We start from the raw sequence: 18,255 nt of genomic DNA, 5'->3' as shown, positions 1-18,255 counted from the left end.
TGGTGCTGCGAGAGAGGATTGAACTCTCGACCTCTCCCTTACCAAGGGAGTGCTCTACCACTGAGCTACCGCAGCCGCTGATGGCGGGGCTTCTGCCATATAGAACCGGCAAGCGCAAGGCGTCTGTGAAAGGCTTTGCCAGACAAGTTTCGCTGACATGGCGGCGCCACAATGCTAACTATCCCTTGAACGGCAGGCCCTGCCAGTTGCGGGCGGGACGGAACGATGGACGAGAAGACAATTCCACCGAAAAAGGCTGATCCGGAAAAAAAGGACGGGACTGACCGCAAGGACCGTCTGGCCGAGCAGCTGCGCGCCAATCTCATGAAGCGCAAGACGCAAGCGCGCTCGCGGCGCACCGGTGATCCTGACCAGCGGCCCGAAGGACTGCCGGCTGCTGAAAAAATGCACAAGGACTGACCGATATCAGCCACACTGGCCGGTCACCTTGGCCAAAGGGGCTCAGAAATCCTATTTCTTGAACCAAGCCGGCCAATGGTCTAGACGGGCCGATACTCAAACTGACGAAAACCGGCCTATCGGGCCGAGGGGACATTCTCTCATGGATCGCATCAGAATTGTCGGCGGCAACAAGCTCGCCGGAAGCATTCCGATTTCGGGCGCGAAAAACGCCGCTTTGCCGCTGATGATCGCCTCGCTGCTCACCGACGACACGCTGACGCTGGAAAACGTGCCGCATCTGGCCGATGTAGAGCAGCTGATCCGCATTCTCGGCAATCACGGCGTCGACTATTCGGTCAACGGCCGCCGCGAGAAGCAGAATGAGGGCTATTCGCGCACCATCAATTTCTCGGCCCGCAACATCGTCGACACGACCGCGCCTTACGAGCTGGTGTCGAAGATGCGGGCATCGTTCTGGGTGATCGGCCCGCTGCTGGCCCGCATGGGCGAGGCGAAAGTGTCGCTTCCCGGCGGTTGCGCCATCGGCACGCGGCCGGTCGACCTGTTCCTCGAGGGCTTGCAGGCGCTGGGCGCCGACATCGATGTCGACACCGGCTATGTGCTGGCCAAGACCAGGAACGGCCGCCTCGTCGGCAATCGCTATGTCTTCCCGAAAGTCTCCGTCGGCGCCACCCATGTGCTGATGATGGCGGCGGCGCTGGCCAAGGGCGAGACGGTGCTGGAAAACGCCGCCTGCGAGCCCGAAATCGTCAACCTCGCCGAATGCCTCAACGCCATGGGCGCCAGGATTTCCGGCGCCGGCACGCCTGTTATCACCATCGATGGCGTCGAGTCGCTGTCGGGCGCGCGCGTGCGCGTCATCCCCGACCGCATCGAGACGGGCACCTATGCCATGGCTGTGGCCATGACCGGCGGCGATGTCGTGCTCGAAGGCGCCCGCCCCGAGCTGCTGCAGACCGCGTTGGACGTGATTGCCCAGACCGGTACCGAGATCACGCCGACCAATTCCGGCATTCGCGTCCGGCGCAACGGCGCCGGCATTTCGCCGGTCGACGTAACGACGGCGCCGTTCCCGGCCTTCCCGACCGATCTGCAGGCGCAGTTCATGGGCCTGATGACCATGGCCAAGGGCAAGTCGCGCATCACCGAGACCATCTTTGAAAACCGCTTCATGCATGTGCAGGAACTGGCCCGGCTCGGCGCCCACATCACGCTGTCCGGCCAAACGGCGATCGTCGACGGCGTCTCCAAGCTGAAGGGCGCGCCCGTGATGGCGACCGATCTGCGCGCCTCGGTGTCGCTGGTCATCGCCGGTCTGGCGGCCGAAGGCGAAACGACGGTCAACCGCGTCTACCACCTCGACCGCGGTTTTGAGCGGCTGGAAGAAAAGCTGTCCAATTGCGGCGCGGTGATCGAGCGGATTTCGGCTTGACCGCACGGCAGTTGCTTCAGACAGACAGGCGTCTGGTGCTGCCTTCATTCGCTACCAACACTTCAAACCCGAGGCGCTAGCCTCGGGTTGAGTTTGTGTCGCGGTTGCACGGACCGGAAAGACCGCCTAACAGAAGGCTGAAACCAACTTTCAGGTGTGCATTCGGCATGGCAGCCCTCAAACTCATTGCGCTCGACGATCAGGATCTGAGCATCGTCTCGGCTCACGTCCAGGACGCCGTGATGAAGGTCTCGGATCTCGAATACCTGCCTTCGGCCAAGCGTTTCATATTGACCATGAACCGCTTCGTCTGGGAGGCGAAGTCCGGGCTGTTCAGCCAGCACAATGAGCGGCGCCAGGCGGTGTTGCATTTCGACCGCGTGCTCGGCGCCAAGACCAGCGGCATTGCCCGCGATCGGCCGGCCGAGGTGCTGTCGCTTCTGGCAATCAGCTTTATCGAAATCAGCAAGCCGGCCGGCATCGTCGAATTGGTCTTTTCCGGCGGCGGCGCGATCATGCTCGACGTCGAATGCATCGAGGCACGGCTTGCCGACATAGGCGGCGCCTGGGAAGCCACCTCGCGTCCGGTGCACAGGGTCTAGAGCATGATCCCAAAAAGTGGGTGCCGGTTTTTGTTGGACAAAACGGGAATCGTTTGTCCAGAGATCATGCTCCAACAAAGGGCTAGATCATGATGAGATTTCAAGCAAATCTCACCATGATCTAGACGCAGCCGATGGCCATTACGCTTATCCAATCCGATGCCGGTTTCGCGCAGCGTTTCGCCGCCTTCCTGACCACCAAGCGGGAAGTATCGGAGGACGTCGACACTGCCGTGCGTGCCATCATTGCGCGGGTTCGTGCCGAGGGCGACGCTGCCCTGGTCGACTACACGCTGAAATTCGACAAGGCCGACCTCAATAGCCTCGGCATCGCCGTGTCGAAGGACGACATCGCGCAGGCCTACAAAGACGCCGATCCGCAGACGGTCGATGCGCTCAAATTCGCGCGCGACCGCATCCGATCCCATCACGAGCGACAAATGCCCAAGGACGATCGCTATACCGATGCCGCCGGGGTCGAGTTGGGTTCGCGCTGGACGGCGATCGAGGCGGTCGGGCTCTATGTGCCGGGCGGCACGGCAAGCTATCCAAGCTCGGTGCTGATGAACGCCGTGCCGGCCAGGGTGGCGGGCGTCGAGCGCATCGTCATCGTCGTGCCGGCGCCGGGCGGCATCATCAATCCGCTGGTGCTGGTGGCCGCCGATATATCAGGCGTTTCAGAGATTTACCGCGTCGGCGGCGCGCAGGCGATCGCCGCTCTCGCCTATGGCACGCAGACGATCCGGCCGGTCGCCAAAATCGTCGGGCCCGGCAATGCCTATGTCGCCGCCGCCAAGCGCCAGGTGTTCGGCACGGTCGGCATCGACATGATTGCCGGACCGTCTGAAGTGCTGGTGGTGGCCGACGGCAGCAACGATCCCGACTGGATCGCCGCCGATCTTCTGGCGCAGGCCGAGCACGACGTGTCGGCGCAATCGATCCTGATCACCAACGATCCTGCGTTTGGAAAAGCAGTCGAACAGGCGGTCGAGCGCCAATTGCTGAGCCTGCCGCGCGCCGAGACGGCGGCTGCCAGCTGGCGCGATTTCGGCGCGGTGATCCTGGTGGAGACCATCGAAGCCGCGCTGCCGCTGGTCGACCGCATCGCCGCCGAACATGTGGAACTCGCCATCGACGATGCCGAGGGCTTCCTGGCCAGGATGCGCAATGCGGGCGCTGTGTTTCTGGGACGCCATACGCCCGAAGTCATCGGCGACTATGTCGGCGGCTCCAACCACGTGCTGCCGACGGCGCGTTCGGCGCGCTTCTCTTCGGGCCTGTCGGTGCTCGATTTCGTCAAGCGCACCTCGATCCTGAAGCTCGGGCCGGAGCAGCTGAGAGCACTTGCGCCGGCGGCGATTGCGCTGGCCAAGGCGGAAGGCCTCGACGCGCATGGCCGCTCCGTCGCCATCCGGCTGAACATGTAGGCGGCGATGGCGGACGGCGATCAAACCCGCGCAAGGCTGATCGATGTCGAGCTCGACGAGTCGATCGGCCGTTCGACGCCCGATGTCGAACATGAGCGCGCGGTGGCGATCTTCGACCTGATCGAAGAAAACAGCTTTCAGCCGGTCAATGATGACGGCGCCGGGCCTTATCGGCTGAAGCTCTCGCTGGCCGAATCCCGGCTGGTGTTTGCGGTCGCCCGCGAGGATGGTGCTGATGTCGTCACCCATATCCTGTCGCTGACGCCGCTCAGGCGCATCGTCAAGGACTACTACCTGATCTGCGAAAGCTATTACGACGCCATCCGCTCCTCGACGCCAAGCCATATCGAGGCGATCGACATGGGCCGGCGCGGCCTGCACAATGAAGGCTCGCAGACGTTGATGGACCGGCTGGCCGGCAAGATCGACATCGACTTCGACACGGCGAGGCGGCTGTTCACGCTGGTCTGCGTGCTGCACTGGCGGGGTTAGACCTGACTGGGGCGCCCCGCTCGATCCTGTTTTTGTGCGGCATGAACGCCGTGCGCTCACCGATGGCCGAGCAGCTGGCGCGGCGCATGCTGCCGCCGGCCACTTTCGTCGCCTCTGCCGGCGTGCACAGGGGCGAGCGCGATCCGTTCGTCGACGCGGTGCTGGCCGAAGAGGGCCTGACGCTAGGCGAGCGCCAGCCGCGCTCGATGGACGATCTCGAGGACGATTATTTCGACCTGATCGTCACCCTGGCGCCGGAAGCCCACCACGCCGCGCTCGAACTCACCCGCTCGCTTGCCGTCGACGTCGAATACTGGCCGATGCCGGATCCGACCGATGTCGGCGGCAGGCGCGAGCAGATCATGGCCAGCTATCGCGACGTGAGAGAACGGCTGAAAGCGCGCATCAGCCGACGTTTTCTGCTTCCGGAGGTAAAAAACGCGGCGGATTGATGCATGTCGCTCAAAAGCGGTCCCGGTTTTGAGACAACGACATGCATAAAACGAAAGCTTGGAGCGCGTCGCATATGACGCGATCTAAGCGTGTTCACAAGCGCACGATTATCATATAGGTTCCGCCGAAATTCCGGCCTGGGCGCTCCAGGGCGCCGGAACTGCAATCCAAGCAAAGGTATCGAATGCCGAAGGAAGAAGTCCTCGAGTTTCCGGGTGTCGTGACGGAATTGTTGCCCAACGCGATGTTCCGGGTGAAGCTCGAAAACGAACACGAGATCATCGCCCATACGGCTGGCCGCATGCGCAAGAACCGCATCCGTGTGCTGACCGGCGACAAGGTCCTGGTCGAGATGACGCCCTATGACCTGACCAAGGGCCGCATCACCTACCGTTTCAAGTAACAGTCCGGCGCGAACCGCGATGAGCATCCTGCAGAAGCTCGTGCTTGCCTCTGGTTCGCCGCGCCGGATCGAACTGTTGCAACAGGCCGGCGTCGAGCCGGACCGCGTGCTGCCAGCCGATGTCGACGAAACGCCGCTGCGCGCCGAACATCCGCGCTCGCTGGCCAAGCGGCTGTCGAAGGAAAAGGCCGAGAAGGCGCTGGCCTCGCTGAAAAGCGAGGAAGACTATGCGCCAAGTTTCGTGCTGGCCGCCGATACGGTGGTCGCGGTCGGACGCCGCATCCTGCCCAAGGCCGAGACGCTGGACGACGCCGCCAATTGCCTTGGACTGCTTTCGGGCCGTTCGCACCGGGTCTATTCCGGCATCTGCCTGATTACGCCGGGCGGCAAGCTGCGCCAAAGGCTGGTTGAATCCAGGGTACGCTTCAAGCGGCTTCCACGCGAGGAGATCGACGCCTATGTCGCCTCCGGCGAATGGCGCGGCAAGGCCGGCGGCTATGCCGTCCAGGGTCTCGCCGGTTCGTTCGTCGTCAAGCTGGTCGGCTCCTACACCAACATTGTCGGCCTGCCGCTCTACGAGACGGTGGCGCTGCTTTCGGGCGAAGGCTTCAAGGTCCACACCAGCTGGCATACCGCGCGGCCATGAGCCTGGACGATAAGGTCACACCACTGCGCCCGAAGCGCCCCTGCCCCGAATGCGGCAAGCCGTCGGCGCGCGAGACCTATCCGTTCTGCTCGAAGCGCTGCAAGGACATCGACCTCAACCGCTGGCTGAAGGGCGCCTATGTCATCACCGCGCGGGATGACGAGGACGAGAGCGACGAGCCGAAGTAGGGTTTGGGCGGTGCCGGCCGCGCAATTCCACTTCGCCGACCTTACGCAATTGCTGCTTTGCCGGCGTCGGTATTGTCTGCGACAATTGCCCCGGAAAATCAGCGCTTAGGCGCTGGACAGGCCGGATTCCCGTGCTATAACCCACGCGCTTTCAAGGGGTGCCCCACGGCGCTTTCCTGAAATCCGGTCAGGCGATGTCTCGTTTGCCGGCGAGGCCCAGATAGCTCAGTTGGTAGAGCAGCGGACTGAAAATCCGCGTGTCGGTGGTTCGAATCCGCCTCTGGGCACCATCTCTTTATGCTGATAAAGCAATTGGTTGGAACAAATCCTGGCAACTTGAATAGGCCGTTACATGTCGCGCCGTGTTGCAACTGGGTTGCATTGATTTTCAACGGTTTCCTGTGACAAGCGGCTAGTCGACGCGACATAGAATGCAACATGATCCACACGTCTCGGCCCGGAGGCACCGGTCTTGAAATTCGGTTGCGGCCGTCCCTGCCCTTCCCTTTTGGTACTGCGAAATCCTTGTCTGTAACGGCGTTGAGCCGCTCCCAAATACCGTTCCTGCTACGCTGTCCCGGTGCATACCGTAGCGTTGCGTTGCAAAAACCGTAGCAGTGTGTTCGCAACCTGTTCTGTCTCGAACTCCTAGTCTTTCTAGGCAAGATCGCCCGATAAAAAGGGCGCCAGACGGCGAGGCATTCGGCTGCGGGCCGCCCCTACGCGACGTCGGACCGACCTCGCGCGGAATGAGTGTGGTTGCGTGCTTCGGGCCGAGTCGAATAATCAGAGACAGGCTGAGAATGGTGTGGCTCAACAACAGCTAGGGCAACCGTGGAATGATTGGACTTTACGACGTATGGCCGGCGCTCCGTCTCCCGATGACGCGGCAAGCCTCAGCAAGTGGCGGGCGGCTCTACGTCGGAGAAATCAGTCCCCTAGGCGCCGCAAAGCATGAGTGACGTAGGGCGGTGGGGGTCCTGGCTTTCTCATTTTAGGCGCCGACTCACCTTCAGCCGCCCGAGCCTTCACCGCCGAGCGCTTACCCGCGAGCCGGCCGCCTCGACCTCCACCCGAACGGATGCAGGCTCAATTCGATGCAGCGACTCGGCGTCGTGAGTGCCCGCCCCTACGGCGGCGACGTGGTCGACGATGACGTAGGACCCACCAGGCCTCAGCCGATCGTAGACGTCTCGATTGAAGTCGGCCGCGGGCTTTCTTCTGAATTATCGCGGTGTGGAGATCGAGAGGCCACATCCGTCACGGTCAAGGGGCGTCTATACCCTGTCAGGCGAGCAGCCGATGAAAGGCGGTAAGCTAAAGAGGCGCGGGCTTGAAGCAGTTGTGGCATACGACCCGGGGGGCAGCGTGCAAGGACCAGCAGGATCCCCGACCGCAAGTGCGACGCGGCTCTATGCGGCCGCTGTTCAGCGGTCACTGCGCTCTCACCGTGGAAGCATTGAGGCTTCTCAACGAGGCCAGTCCCCCAACGACGGCAAAGGCAAGAGCCGTTAAATCACGCCTTGGCCAGCAGCAGATCCCGTCGGTATCTGCCGCAGCATTCGAAACCAGTCGTCGAACAAGGTTCCGCTTTTAGCATCGCTTCTTTGCCGCAATCACCACGAAGTCGCTTCCGATCGTACCGGCATCCATGAGTGCATCTTCAATCTTAAACAGCATGTCGAGAACCAGCATGGAGGACGCATCGTCTTCGCGGAAGTTTCCGGCGATGCCACTAAGCAGAAACTGCATAATTGTCCCGCCACACGCATTCATTGCGATGATGTCGAAATTGTCTGCGATAGCGGAAACGATGTCCTGCGACCGAATAGCTTCCGACGGATCGACACGCCGAACCTCGGCTGGATCCGGTATGGGTGCTTGAGTCGCCACTTGACCAAGGTTCGCAGGGATAAAACTCCGTCGATATTGGTGCGGGATCAAATGGAACGCATGTGAGATCGCCTCCCGTTGGGCAGGCGGAAAGCCGAAATGGTTCGCTCCGACATACTCGTTGACGAACAGCAGACCACCCGGCTTGAGGCTATTGTGGACACGTTCGAGCACGCGCTCAAGCGCTTGGATATGGTGAAGTGATCCGTTGAACCAAGCGGCATCATACACTCCCTGCTCTAGGCCCGCCGTTTCGATGTCTGCGCAGCGATAGTGGATGCCGGTGAACCCTTCTTGACGTGCTGCCAATATTGCACCCTGGATTGCCGCTGGCGCGATATCGAACGCATCGCACATTATACTGGCGTCAATTCGCATGAAGTGCCGCTCAAGGTCGCCGTAACCGCAGCCGATGCTAAGCATGCGAAGGTCGTGACCTTGCGGGGCGAATGACCCAAGGCAATACTCTACCCACGACCCATAATTCCCGCCGGCGCAAGCGCGACGCTGGTGACGCGCCATGACGGCTGGGACAGCAAGCCAGTAGACATTCGCCGAGAACTCGTCAGATCCGCTGCTTATATCAGACCAGCGCTCCGCGACGCGCGTTTTGTCGTCGTTAGTCATAGCGCCTTCTATCGGCATGCTAAGCTTTCTCCATCCTGTCATCCTGAATTTCGGCGTAGCCTGCTTCCACCGGCAATTGCGTTCAACCGGTATCTTAGCGTATCTCCCTCAATGGGGAACACTGGCGCCGCCAGCGTGGGATCAGGAGCTCTGATGTCGTCGCGTAAAGAGGCAGGACAGAAGCCACACGCTCCCATGAATAGTGAGACCTATTGGTCGCGCCGCTTCGAAACCGACTGGGTTGTCAATCGAGGTCGGGAGCAGTCGGTTTTCTTTGGCCGGATCATTCTCGATCATCTGCCGGAATGGCTGACCCGTTCGCTGCGTGATGAGCGCTGGACGATCTGCGATTGGGGGTGCGCTCTGGGCGACGGTACGGACCTCCTGGCTCAAGTGTTCCCAGGCCCGGTCACAGGGATCGATTTCGCCGAACCCGCGATTGCCTCGGCGCGCGCGACATTTAGCAAGCCGCATTTTTTGCGGGTCGACCTTTTTCGCGAACTGTTCGCTGAGCGTTTCGATGTGGTTGTCTCCTCCAACACCCTTGAGCACTTCGACGATCCTGTGGCCGTCCTCGAGCGTCTCGGGGAAATGGCAACCGAAGCTCTTGTGATCCTCGTCCCCTTCCGAGAGTATTTGAGGTTAGACGAGCACAAAAGTACGTTCGATCCCTCGAACATCCCGGCAACGCTTGCAGGCGGGGAACTAGTGCTGGCTACCTCGAAAGTTGTCGACGCTCGAGCGATGGAGCCGACGTATTGGGCAGGCGAGCAAATCCTTCTCGTTTATGCCCGAACACAACGTATCGCCGAGCGTGAATTTCGCCTCAGTGACCTCACGTTCGAGCATTGTCCGTCCGCCCCGATCGCGCGTAGGCAGATCGAAACTGAGGACGAGGCGCGGGCCAGGAGCTTCATGGACGAACGCGCGCGTTGGAACGTCGAGGTCGCCAGGCTGGCCAGGGAACTCAGCGACGTCAGGATCGAACACGCGGAAGCCGAAGTGGTTCATTCGGCGACCAAGCGTCGAATAGTTGAACTGTCGGAGGAAGTCGGGGCGGCGAACACACGAAGCCTTGAGACCGAGCGTATCCGCACGGCCTTGGCTGATGAGGTGGCGCGGCTCAACAACTCACTATCGGCTGAACGTCATGCCACCAATGTCGAACGGGTCAAAGTCGCCGAGCTTCTCGCAGCCGCCAACCTGGCTGCCCTTGATCACTCGCGGCAGATCCGGGCGCTAGATGAGGAGTTTCGGGTCGGTCGCAAATCCTTCCTTGCCAATGCAACACAAGGCCAGGAGTGGAGCAATTCCGCCAAAGACGAGGAGATCGCGACACTGCGAACTCTCCTCCAGGCGCGCGATGATGGTATCGCCTGGCTGCAGGGCGAGATACAAGTCCTAGCCGGCGAGTACGAGCGGCGACGTACCAGCTTCCGCATTCTCCTGGCTGACCTGATCATCCTGATCCGGCGTAGATGGCCCTGGCTCCGGGGCATCGGAAAGGTCCTCCTACCGCGTCCTCTACGTTTCAGGATATTATCCCGGGCGAATTCCTCGCCACTCCTGACGCTCGTAAATCGCGCCGGTGGTCAACCGCGGGCCGTCATGGCTCCAAGTGTTGCCAGGGCCGGGACACCGGGCGCGCCCGCGCCAGGAGCGGAGCACGCCGGCCTCCTAGACATAGTATGCTTCGCCAACATCGCTTGGTCAGCGCGTTACCAGCGTCCTCAGCAGCTAATGTCGAACCTCGCTGCCCGCGGCTACCGCGTGTTCTATATCGTACCCTCGCGCACGCCTCCATCGGGCCGGGATTACGACCTCATGGAGGTTGCGAACGGCGTCTTCGAGGTCTCATTGCGAGCCGACGGAGTGCAGGATTTCTACAGCAAATCTATGAGCCGTGGGAATCAGACAGCCTTCGGGGAAGCGATGTCGGAGCTCGCGCGCGATCTCAGGATTAAAACTGCGGTCACCGTCGTCCACCTCACATACTGGACGCCGCTAGCACTTGCGTTGCGGACGTCCCGCGGGTGGCACGTGCAGTACGATTGCATGGACGAGTGGGACAATTTCCCGAACATCGGCCGCGACCTCCTCCATGACGAGGAGACGCTGGTTCGTGAAGCCGACCTCGTGACCGTCACAGCCGCCCTGCTACAGGATAAGTGGCAATCCAAGGCGCGCCGTTGCGCCCTCGTTCGCAATGGGGTGGACTACGCGTTCTTCCAAGAGCGGTGCGTTCCGAATGATCTCTTGGCAAGCATGAAGGCTCCGATCATCGGCTACTATGGTGCGCTCGCCGAATGGCTCGATTTCGAGCTAATCGCTGCCGTGGCCCGCCAGCGTCCCGATTGGTCCTTCGTTTTGATCGGCGATGATTTCTCCACTGACCTGGCCGGCCTCGACAGCCTTCCAAATGTGCATCTGCTTGGACTGCGTCCCTATAGTGAGATGCCTCAATACCTCTACTGGTTCGACGCATGTTTGATTCCGTTCCGGGTTTACAACGTCACGCATGCGGTCGACCCGGTGAAGTTCTATGAATACATGAGCGCCGGAAAGCCTGTAATCGCGACGCCGACTGCTGAACTCCAAGTCTACAAGGACTATCTCTCATTCGCGGCCACTCCTGATGAGACAGTGCAGGCCATAGAAGCAGCGCTTGCCGATAGTGACCAGGCACTGTCCCGCCGCCGACGGGAACTGGCGAAAGCTAATGACTGGTCCGAGCGGGTGGACGCCACGCTCACGGCCCTCCGTCACGGCTTTCCAGTGGTGTCAATCATTGTTGTTACGTACAACAACATCGATCTCACTAAGGCCTGCATCGACAGCCTGATCCGGAATACCACTTACCCGAATTACGAGATCATCGTGGTCGACAACGCATCGGAAGACGGAACGCAGTCTTACCTACGGCAACTATCCGGCTTGGAGCTGCCCGTCAGGATCGAGCTCAATCGGGATAACCGCGGGTTCGCTGCCGCAAACAACCAAGGCCTACGTATAGCGACTGGCGACGTACTTGTTCTTCTGAATAACGACACCCTCGTGCCGAAGGGATGGCTCGACCCCCTCATTCGTTACCTGGAAAATCCATCTGTCGGCCTTGTCGGTCCTGTCACCAACGAGATCGGCAACGAAGCGAAAATCTCGGTGGATTATGTAGACACGGAAGGCATGGAGGCGTTTGCAGATAAGAATGCGGCTCGTCACGCCGGTCAATCCTTCGACATTCCAATGTTAGCGATGTTCTGCGTCGCGATGCGTCGTGACACGATGGAGGCTGTGGGACCACTCGACGAGGCATTCGGGCTGGGGCTATTCGAGGACGACGATTATTCACGCCGCATTCATGAAAAGGGCTTGCGCACAATCTGTGCCGAAGACGCCTTCGTTCACCATATTGGTGGGGCAAGCTTCACCAAGCTCCCACAGGCGGAATACGCCGAGCTCTGGCAGCGCAATCAAGCCCAGTTTGAAAGTAAATGGGGCGGGTGGACGCCTCACCGCCACCGTGATGTTTAAGAAAATAATTGGCGGGGTGTTGCGGCAGGAACAAATGGCCAAGATTTTATGCGTTATCGGGTCTCAGGACTGGCAATCTCCAGCACCCATTTCCGGAGGAGTAACCGAATGGCCACTTCGATAGTGGCGACTGTGCATTTCGCACCAACTGAGAAGGCTCAACGTCGCGCTACTGAACCAAGGGGTTGGGAGTTCGGCCATCAGCTTCCTGTTGCTGACGTCGGTCGCCTTATTGAGAAGGGGTATTGCTTGGCTGTCAGGCGCCTCGGCCTATTCGCGCTAGCAGGCTGTTGAAGAAGTACTGGCGCGGGTGTTTGGAGCGTGATTCACTGCTCCCCGGATGATTTGGGGATCAGTGGATGCGCGGTTCGGACGAACGGACAGGCTCTCTGTTTTCGTATATCGACCTTGAAGCGCGGGTTCGCCGCGACCATCCGCTGCGGGTGATACAGGAGATCGTGAACGCGGCTCTCGTTGCGATGGACGGCGATTTTGCTGTGCTTTATCCGCCTGGGCTCGGCCGCCCGTCGATCGCACTTGAACGGTTGCTGCGTGCGATGCTGTTGCAGGCTTTCTACGGTATTCGCTCGGAGCGTCAGTTGATGGAGCGGATGGAGTTTGATCTCCTGTTTCGCTGGTTCGTGGGTCTTGGTGTTGATGATCCGGCCTGGGACCATTCGAGCTTCACCAAGAACCGGGATCGGCTGTTGGAAGGTGAGATCGCGGCAAAGTTTCTACGCGCGGTGCTTGCGCAGCCAAGGGTGAAGCGGCTTTTGTCGTCGGATCACTTCTCGGTGGATGGGACGCTCATCGAAGCCTGGGCTTCGATCAAGAGCTTCCGCCGCAAGGATGGGGACGACAACAATTCCGATGGAACGGGGCGTAACGCCGAGCGCGGCTTTCATAATGAGAAGCGCTCCAACGACACACACCAGAGCACGAGCGACCCGCAAGCACGGCTCTATAAGAAGGGCGATGGGCAACCGGCAAGGCTCTGCTACATGGGGCATGCGCTGATGGAGAACCGTCATGGGCTAGCGGTTGACGGCGGCGTCACCCATGCGACAGGTACGGCTGAGCGGGAGGCCGCGCTTGCCATGGTGGAACGCCGGCCATCACGGCGGCGCATCACGCTGGGTGCCGACAAGGCGTATGACGTGCGCGCTTTCATCCGGGATCTGCGTGAGCGCAAGGTCACGCCGCACATCGCCGTCGACGGCCATTTGAGCAAAACCGGCAAGCCGCGCGTGACGGCCATCGATGATCGCACGAAGCGCCATCCGGGCTATGATGTCAGCCAGCGCTGCCGCAAGCAGATCGGGGAGGTGTTTGGTTGGATCAAGGCCTCGGCCGGCATGGCCAAGGTCAAGCTGCGAGGGTGCGCCCGTGTGGGCGCGGCCTTCACCTTGAACCTGGCGGCCTACAATCTGATCCGCTTGCCCAAGCTGTTGGCAGCGCCGGCATGAGCGTCATCGGTCGCTGGCGGATCGTCGCGATGCCCGACTATGTCGGGGACCATCGCGACATGATGGAGCCCGCCTACATTGAGTTCGCGGCCAATGGCTCCGGCGAATTCGCCTTCGGCTGCGTCACTGGGCAGATATTCGGCGCGGGCGACGGCAACAATGTCGCCTTCTTCTGGCAAGGCAATGACGAAATGGACGAAGCCCAGGGCAATGGCTGGGCTGAAATTCAACCAGACGGCTCTATCAACGGACAGATCTGCTTCCATGGCGGCGACGAAGCAGACTTCATCGCTCGCAAATGGACTTCTTCAACAGCCTGCTAGGGCTTTGCACCCCCCTTCCGGACACTAAGAATAGCTCGTACAGTCTAGCATTCCTCAGCCCATCGACTGTGGGACCGGTATGGTGGAACAGCAGACGACCCGCCGGCTTTCGGCCATTCTAGCAGCCGACGTTGTCGGGTACTCCAGCATGATCGGAACCGACGAGGCCGGAACAGTGGCGGCGCTGCGGGAGGTTTGGCGAGAAACTTTCAACCCCGCTGTCACCGCGCGTCACGGCCGCATTGTAAAGATGATGGGCGACGGAGCGCTGGTCGAATTTCCAAGTGTAGTGGGTGCGGTCGAATGCGCAGCGGCGATCCAGCGAGCGATGGTTGAGCGAAATCTCGTCTCCACTCCCTCAATTCAATTTCGCATCGGCATTAATCTTGGCGACGTCATAGTAGAGGGCGATGACATTTTCGGTGACGGCGTGAACATCGCCGCGCGGATCGAGGCTATCGCCAAGCCCGGTGGCGTGTCGGTGTCCGCTTCTGTTCGGGAAAATGTCGGCAACAAGCTCGAATTGGCATTCGAAGATACCGGCGAGCACAGCCTTAAGAATATCGAGCAACCGATACAGGTCTACAATGTCCTTTTGGACAGCACGTTGCCCAAGGGCGCCGCCAGCGCGCGCGCTTCGGAAACGCGGACCAAAGGCAGCATAGCCGTGCTGCCTTTCTCCAACATGGGAGGAGATCCGGAGCAGGATTATTTTGCTGAAGGCATCGCGGAAGACATTCTGACCGAACTTTCGCGCTTCAGAAACCTGTTCGTGATTGCCCGGAATTCATCGTTCTCGTTCAAGGGTAAGGACGTTGGTACTCAGGAGATCGGAAAGGCACTGAATGTCGAATATATCGTAGCTGGCGGCGTGAGGCGCATCGGCAAACGGGTCCGCGTGGCGGCACAACTTATCCACAGCACTACTGGTCAGGAACTTTGGGCCGAACGCTATGATCGCGAAGTTGAAGATATCTTCGTCGTCCAAGACGAAGTTGTCCGGACCATCGTTGTCACGCTCGAATCGCGCCTTCAATTGGCCATTGCCAATGATGCGAGCAAGCGGAATCTCCCGAGCCTGGCGGCCTATGAATGCGTTCAATTGGCAAAAAAGTATGTTGCCCTGCATGATGCTGCACGAGCAATGCCATTTGTAGAGAGGGCTCTCCAGCTAGATGCTGAATACGCCGTTGCTTATGCTATGCGAGCCGCGACGTTCTACGTGCAGTACCTCGAAAACGCGCAAGCGAATACGCTCGACGAAATGGCGGCGGCCTCTCGAACCGCCATCGCTTTGGATGAAGGTGATTCCATAGGGCATGCGCTACTCGGAATGGCCCTGATTCTCAAAGGGCAATACGAGTTGGCAGCGTCTCATCTGGAACGGGCCATCAGCCTAAATCCGGCCAATTCTGTCGCCGTCGCGTATCAGGCAGAGTTGCTCTTGCGAAACGGTGACTTCGCCATAGCGCTCAAGACGATGGATGAGTTGCTTCAGCGCGATCCAATTCCGGCTACATGGCATTGGGAAATCAGGGGCATGGCTCTACTAATGCTGCGACGATATCAAGAAGCGATCTTGGCATTTTCTCGGCAGATCCATCCATTTTGGTACATTCATGGCGACCTAGCGATGTGCCATGCGCGCCTCGGTCACCTGGGTGAGGCGAAGGCGGAGGTTGAGAAGCTCATATCGGCAATGCCCGATATAACGATCAGCCGGTATGTCGAAATCGACCCATATAGAAATCAGCAGGATCGCGACTTCATCGTAGAGAGCCTTCGGCTGGCTGGGCTGCCCGAGTAGCGATGCCAGATTAGCGCTCGCGCGCTGGATTGCCGACCGCCCCGCAAGCCTTGACGGGCGCAACCGGCCCCACAGGACCGACAGGAGCTACCGGTCCCGTCGGCGTGACGTTTGTGGCGACGCGGACGGCACTGAAGGCCGTCAACACCGGTACCACGATTCAGGTCTATCTGACCGAAGTCGGCCGCGAGGGTCGATTGAGGACGCTCTGCGCACCCACGGCCTCATCAACTAGGCCATTCCAACCAACGACAGGGCCTTTCGCTTGACGCGGCTTGCCAGAAGCAGCGCCACAGCTTTTGTTGACAGGATCGGTGGATGCACGGGTACCTCGATATGGACGGGTACCTCGATATAGATGGTCCTCGCCGGCATAGGCGGATTCCCGCTGCCAAACAGTTCTTGAGCCAACTCCGCGATCTGCCGTTGCGACAGTTCCAACCGCTTGGCATCGAAATCAGCCGATGACATCTTCGCAACCGGCGCGACCTTAAGCTGGACGATGAACTCGGATCCGTGGCTTTCCTCGAGACTTGTAATAGCTAGGCTGATCAGGCCCATTTGGCGCAGTTCAAGGACCAGCAATTCGAATGAAGCCGGAGTGAAGAACCAGGCGTGAGCATCGACATAGGGGCCATCGAGATTGGCGATGTCGGCCTGATAACATCCCCACGCATGGTCAAAATTCCCGGTAAAGCTCAGCGGCGCCTTCGACCCTGCAAGCCAAGAGCCCACGCCGTTTCTGTTAACGGAGCAGGCGCGGGCCTCAAAGAGAGTTTCCGGTGTGTGGCGGGTCCGCTTCTCTCGGTAGGCCGTCAGCACTTCGCGGATGCCGGTCGCCGGCTTCAGGACATCGAAGCACTTGCGCATGTCAGGTACGGCGAGAGAGACAATGCCCCCTGGCCGCAGAAGGCGTGATACCTGTTGCAAGAAGCTGACCAAATCGGGCGTGTGTTCAATGACGTGGCTGGCAATGAAAAAGTCGTAGCCGCCCGGCTTTCTAGAGAGTGCTAATGTATCTAGCGGCTCGCCTGACCAGACGATGTCGACATCTTCAATTTGATCGGCTCGCTTGCGTATGGCTTCGACTTTGTGATTGCGGGCCGCTGCGCGCAACGCTTCCCCATCCTGAAAATCGATTACCGTTGTTTTCCAGCCGTGGGCCTTCGGCGCAACGGGACTATAGAAAGGGCCGATCTCGACGCCGACCATAGTGCTCTTGTCGAGATTCCGCAGAAGCTCATCAAATCTCATCATGTTATCGCCACAACCTGATTGGTGTGGCGTTCTGTTCTCGTCATGATCAACCGTCGCGCCGGCTTTTCGATGCCGTAGTAGGTCAATGTAGCTGCCACGAGCGTACCGGCGAGGACCAATGAAGTGTAGAGGGCAGGATGTTCCGCGTAGCTGATCCAGCGTGACAACTGCGCCATGACAGGCCAGTGCAGCAGATAGATCGAATAGGATATTTCGCCTAAGTAACGCGCGGGGCGGCTGCCAAGCGTCCTGGTTGCCAAGGGGGCCGAGATTGCGGTTTGTACGAGAAGGGCGACTGCAGCGAAATTCAGAGGGGATTTCCAGAAATCGAAAAAGTCTATGCCGAGTCGTTTCGACACTGCTGGCATTGCGGCAAAAAATAGGGCGACGGCTACGGCAAAGCTGGCGTTTGATGACGTGCGCGGCAGCAGCGAAACGCCAAGCCCGACCATAAAGTACGAGACGAAAAAGAGCCGCCCGCCGAAGGTATCGGACATTATCACCAGCAGGGGGATCGCCGTTAGCAGCATTAGGATCGATGCTAGCCTGTTGATCGAGAACATCAGCCAGATGAGGCCGAAAAGAGCGTAGAATTGAACCTCGATCGGGACCGTCCACAAGACGCTCGTCGCCTGAAAGAAGGTCAGGTGGGCTGCCAGGTTGGAGTGGTCGACGGCATAAAGAACAGGGGTTCCCGTGAAGTTCATTATGACGAACGAAGCCAAAACTACCGCGAGATACATCGGAAACACCCGAGCGATCCGACGTCTGTAAAAGCCAGCCACTTCCGCCCCGCTGAACGGCAAGTTCAGGTACAGCATTCCCATAAGAAAACCGGAAAGGCAGAAGAAAAGTTGAACCCCGACCTGCGCACCACCGTCGCCGAAGACTCCAGGAAGGAAGCCGAGCACATTGCACACGTGGCCGGCGACCACCAACAGCGCAGCAAAGCCGCGCAGACCGTCAAGATTTTCTAGCCTTCCCATGCGTGTTACGTGCCCTGAATGGCGGTAACATGCCACAGGGTATAGGGATTACTTCGCTGATTTCAGGTTAGGCCGGCAAAAAGGTCACACAGAAGCTGACTAGGTAAGCCGGGTCACCGGCTTTTGGCTAGCCGCATCCACCGCAACTTCCGTTCGAGAGGATCGGAGGCGTGACGTAAACCGGGACTTCCACCACGATCGGTGTGTGTGTGTCTTAAGGCTCGGCATAAGAACGTATAGAGAACAAGGTTCTTGATCGTCAAGCCGATTTGTGGAATCCTTTCAACATGAGCGACGAA

The 18,255-nt window shown here is 59.7% G+C and carries 16 protein-coding genes, 2 tRNA genes and 1 pseudogene; 14 read left to right on the top strand and 5 right to left on the bottom strand.

Annotated elements, in window-relative coordinates; genetic code table 11:
• Positions 1-75 (bottom strand) — tRNA-Thr (locus tag AC3EMP_RS10750).
• A gap of 150 nt (positions 76-225) precedes the next feature.
• Here AC3EMP_RS10750 and AC3EMP_RS10745 point away from each other — a divergent pair.
• From AC3EMP_RS10745 to AC3EMP_RS10700, 10 genes are all read left to right on the top strand, one after another.
• Entirely contained in the window at positions 226-420 is a 195-nt protein-coding gene (locus AC3EMP_RS10745; RefSeq protein WP_023669287.1) for a hypothetical protein, read from the top strand.
• Between the two features lie 142 nt (positions 421-562).
• A complete protein-coding gene (gene murA, locus AC3EMP_RS10740) occupies positions 563-1,855 on the top strand; it encodes a UDP-N-acetylglucosamine 1-carboxyvinyltransferase (RefSeq protein WP_352712780.1) in 1,293 nt (430 codons plus the stop codon).
• A gap of 167 nt (positions 1,856-2,022) precedes the next feature.
• The gene (locus AC3EMP_RS10735) at positions 2,023-2,457 is read left to right on the top strand and encodes a DUF2948 family protein (protein ID WP_023692404.1); all 435 of its coding nucleotides are present in this window, start codon (positions 2,023-2,025) and stop codon (positions 2,455-2,457) included.
• Between the two features lie 134 nt (positions 2,458-2,591).
• Entirely contained in the window at positions 2,592-3,884 is a 1,293-nt protein-coding gene (gene hisD / locus AC3EMP_RS10730) for a histidinol dehydrogenase (RefSeq protein WP_023729049.1), read from the top strand.
• Positions 3,885-3,890: 6 nt separating this feature from the next.
• Entirely contained in the window at positions 3,891-4,376 is a 486-nt protein-coding gene (locus AC3EMP_RS10725) for a UPF0262 family protein (RefSeq protein ID WP_023669283.1), read from the top strand.
• On the top strand, positions 4,364-4,828 hold the full coding sequence (locus AC3EMP_RS10720) for an arsenate-mycothiol transferase ArsC (protein ID WP_081725519.1): 465 nt from the start codon (positions 4,364-4,366) through the stop codon (positions 4,826-4,828). The genes AC3EMP_RS10725 and AC3EMP_RS10720 overlap by 13 nt, the downstream gene beginning before the upstream one ends.
• A gap of 185 nt (positions 4,829-5,013) precedes the next feature.
• On the top strand, positions 5,014-5,232 hold the full coding sequence (gene infA, locus AC3EMP_RS10715) for a translation initiation factor IF-1 (protein ID WP_006200926.1): 219 nt from the start codon (positions 5,014-5,016) through the stop codon (positions 5,230-5,232).
• 19 nt (positions 5,233-5,251) lie between these two features.
• Positions 5,252-5,878: a Maf-like protein gene (locus AC3EMP_RS10710; RefSeq protein ID WP_352712782.1), complete on the top strand. Its 627-nt coding sequence runs from the start codon at positions 5,252-5,254 to the stop codon at positions 5,876-5,878.
• The gene (gene yacG / locus AC3EMP_RS10705) at positions 5,875-6,066 is read left to right on the top strand and encodes a DNA gyrase inhibitor YacG (protein ID WP_023669280.1); all 192 of its coding nucleotides are present in this window, start codon (positions 5,875-5,877) and stop codon (positions 6,064-6,066) included. The genes AC3EMP_RS10710 and yacG overlap by 4 nt, the downstream gene beginning before the upstream one ends.
• Before the next feature lie 214 nt (positions 6,067-6,280).
• A tRNA-Phe gene (locus tag AC3EMP_RS10700) sits at positions 6,281-6,356 on the top strand.
• A gap of 762 nt (positions 6,357-7,118) precedes the next feature.
• Here AC3EMP_RS10700 and AC3EMP_RS10695 read toward each other — a convergent pair.
• Positions 7,119-7,311, bottom strand: a pseudogene (locus tag AC3EMP_RS10695) (class I SAM-dependent methyltransferase); the annotation flags it as partial.
• 348 nt (positions 7,312-7,659) lie between these two features.
• The gene (locus AC3EMP_RS10690; protein WP_352712784.1) at positions 7,660-8,586 is read right to left on the bottom strand and encodes a class I SAM-dependent methyltransferase; all 927 of its coding nucleotides are present in this window, start codon (positions 8,584-8,586) and stop codon (positions 7,660-7,662) included.
• 153 nt (positions 8,587-8,739) lie between these two features.
• Between AC3EMP_RS10690 and AC3EMP_RS10685 the strand changes: the two genes are divergently transcribed.
• From AC3EMP_RS10685 to AC3EMP_RS10670, 4 genes are all read left to right on the top strand, one after another.
• A complete protein-coding gene (locus tag AC3EMP_RS10685) occupies positions 8,740-12,117 on the top strand; it encodes a glycosyltransferase (protein ID WP_488494615.1) in 3,378 nt (1,125 codons plus the stop codon).
• 359 nt (positions 12,118-12,476) lie between these two features.
• Entirely contained in the window at positions 12,477-13,583 is a 1,107-nt protein-coding gene (locus AC3EMP_RS10680) for an IS5 family transposase (protein ID WP_352712787.1), read from the top strand.
• Entirely contained in the window at positions 13,580-13,906 is a 327-nt protein-coding gene (locus AC3EMP_RS10675; RefSeq protein ID WP_352712789.1) for a hypothetical protein, read from the top strand. Before AC3EMP_RS10680 ends, AC3EMP_RS10675 begins: the two co-directional genes overlap by 4 nt.
• A 79-nt stretch (positions 13,907-13,985) precedes the next feature.
• On the top strand, positions 13,986-15,713 hold the full coding sequence (locus AC3EMP_RS10670; protein ID WP_352712790.1) for an adenylate/guanylate cyclase domain-containing protein: 1,728 nt from the start codon (positions 13,986-13,988) through the stop codon (positions 15,711-15,713).
• A 231-nt stretch (positions 15,714-15,944) separates the two neighbouring features.
• On the opposite strand, the gene AC3EMP_RS10665 is transcribed toward AC3EMP_RS10670, so the two are convergent.
• Positions 15,945-16,970, bottom strand: a complete 1,026-nt coding sequence (locus AC3EMP_RS10665) for a class I SAM-dependent methyltransferase (protein ID WP_352712792.1) — start codon at positions 16,968-16,970, stop codon at positions 15,945-15,947.
• Positions 16,967-17,956 (bottom strand): acyltransferase family protein, encoded by a 990-nt coding sequence (locus tag AC3EMP_RS10660; RefSeq protein WP_032996874.1) that lies wholly within the window; start codon positions 17,954-17,956, stop codon positions 16,967-16,969. Before AC3EMP_RS10660 ends, AC3EMP_RS10665 begins: the two co-directional genes overlap by 4 nt.
• Positions 17,957-18,255: the final 299 nt, after the last annotated feature.

The organism is Mesorhizobium sp. P160219 (assembly GCF_057786095.1).
Note: the sequence above shows the minus strand (reverse complement) of the source record. Positions and strands in the feature narration are given on the sequence as shown.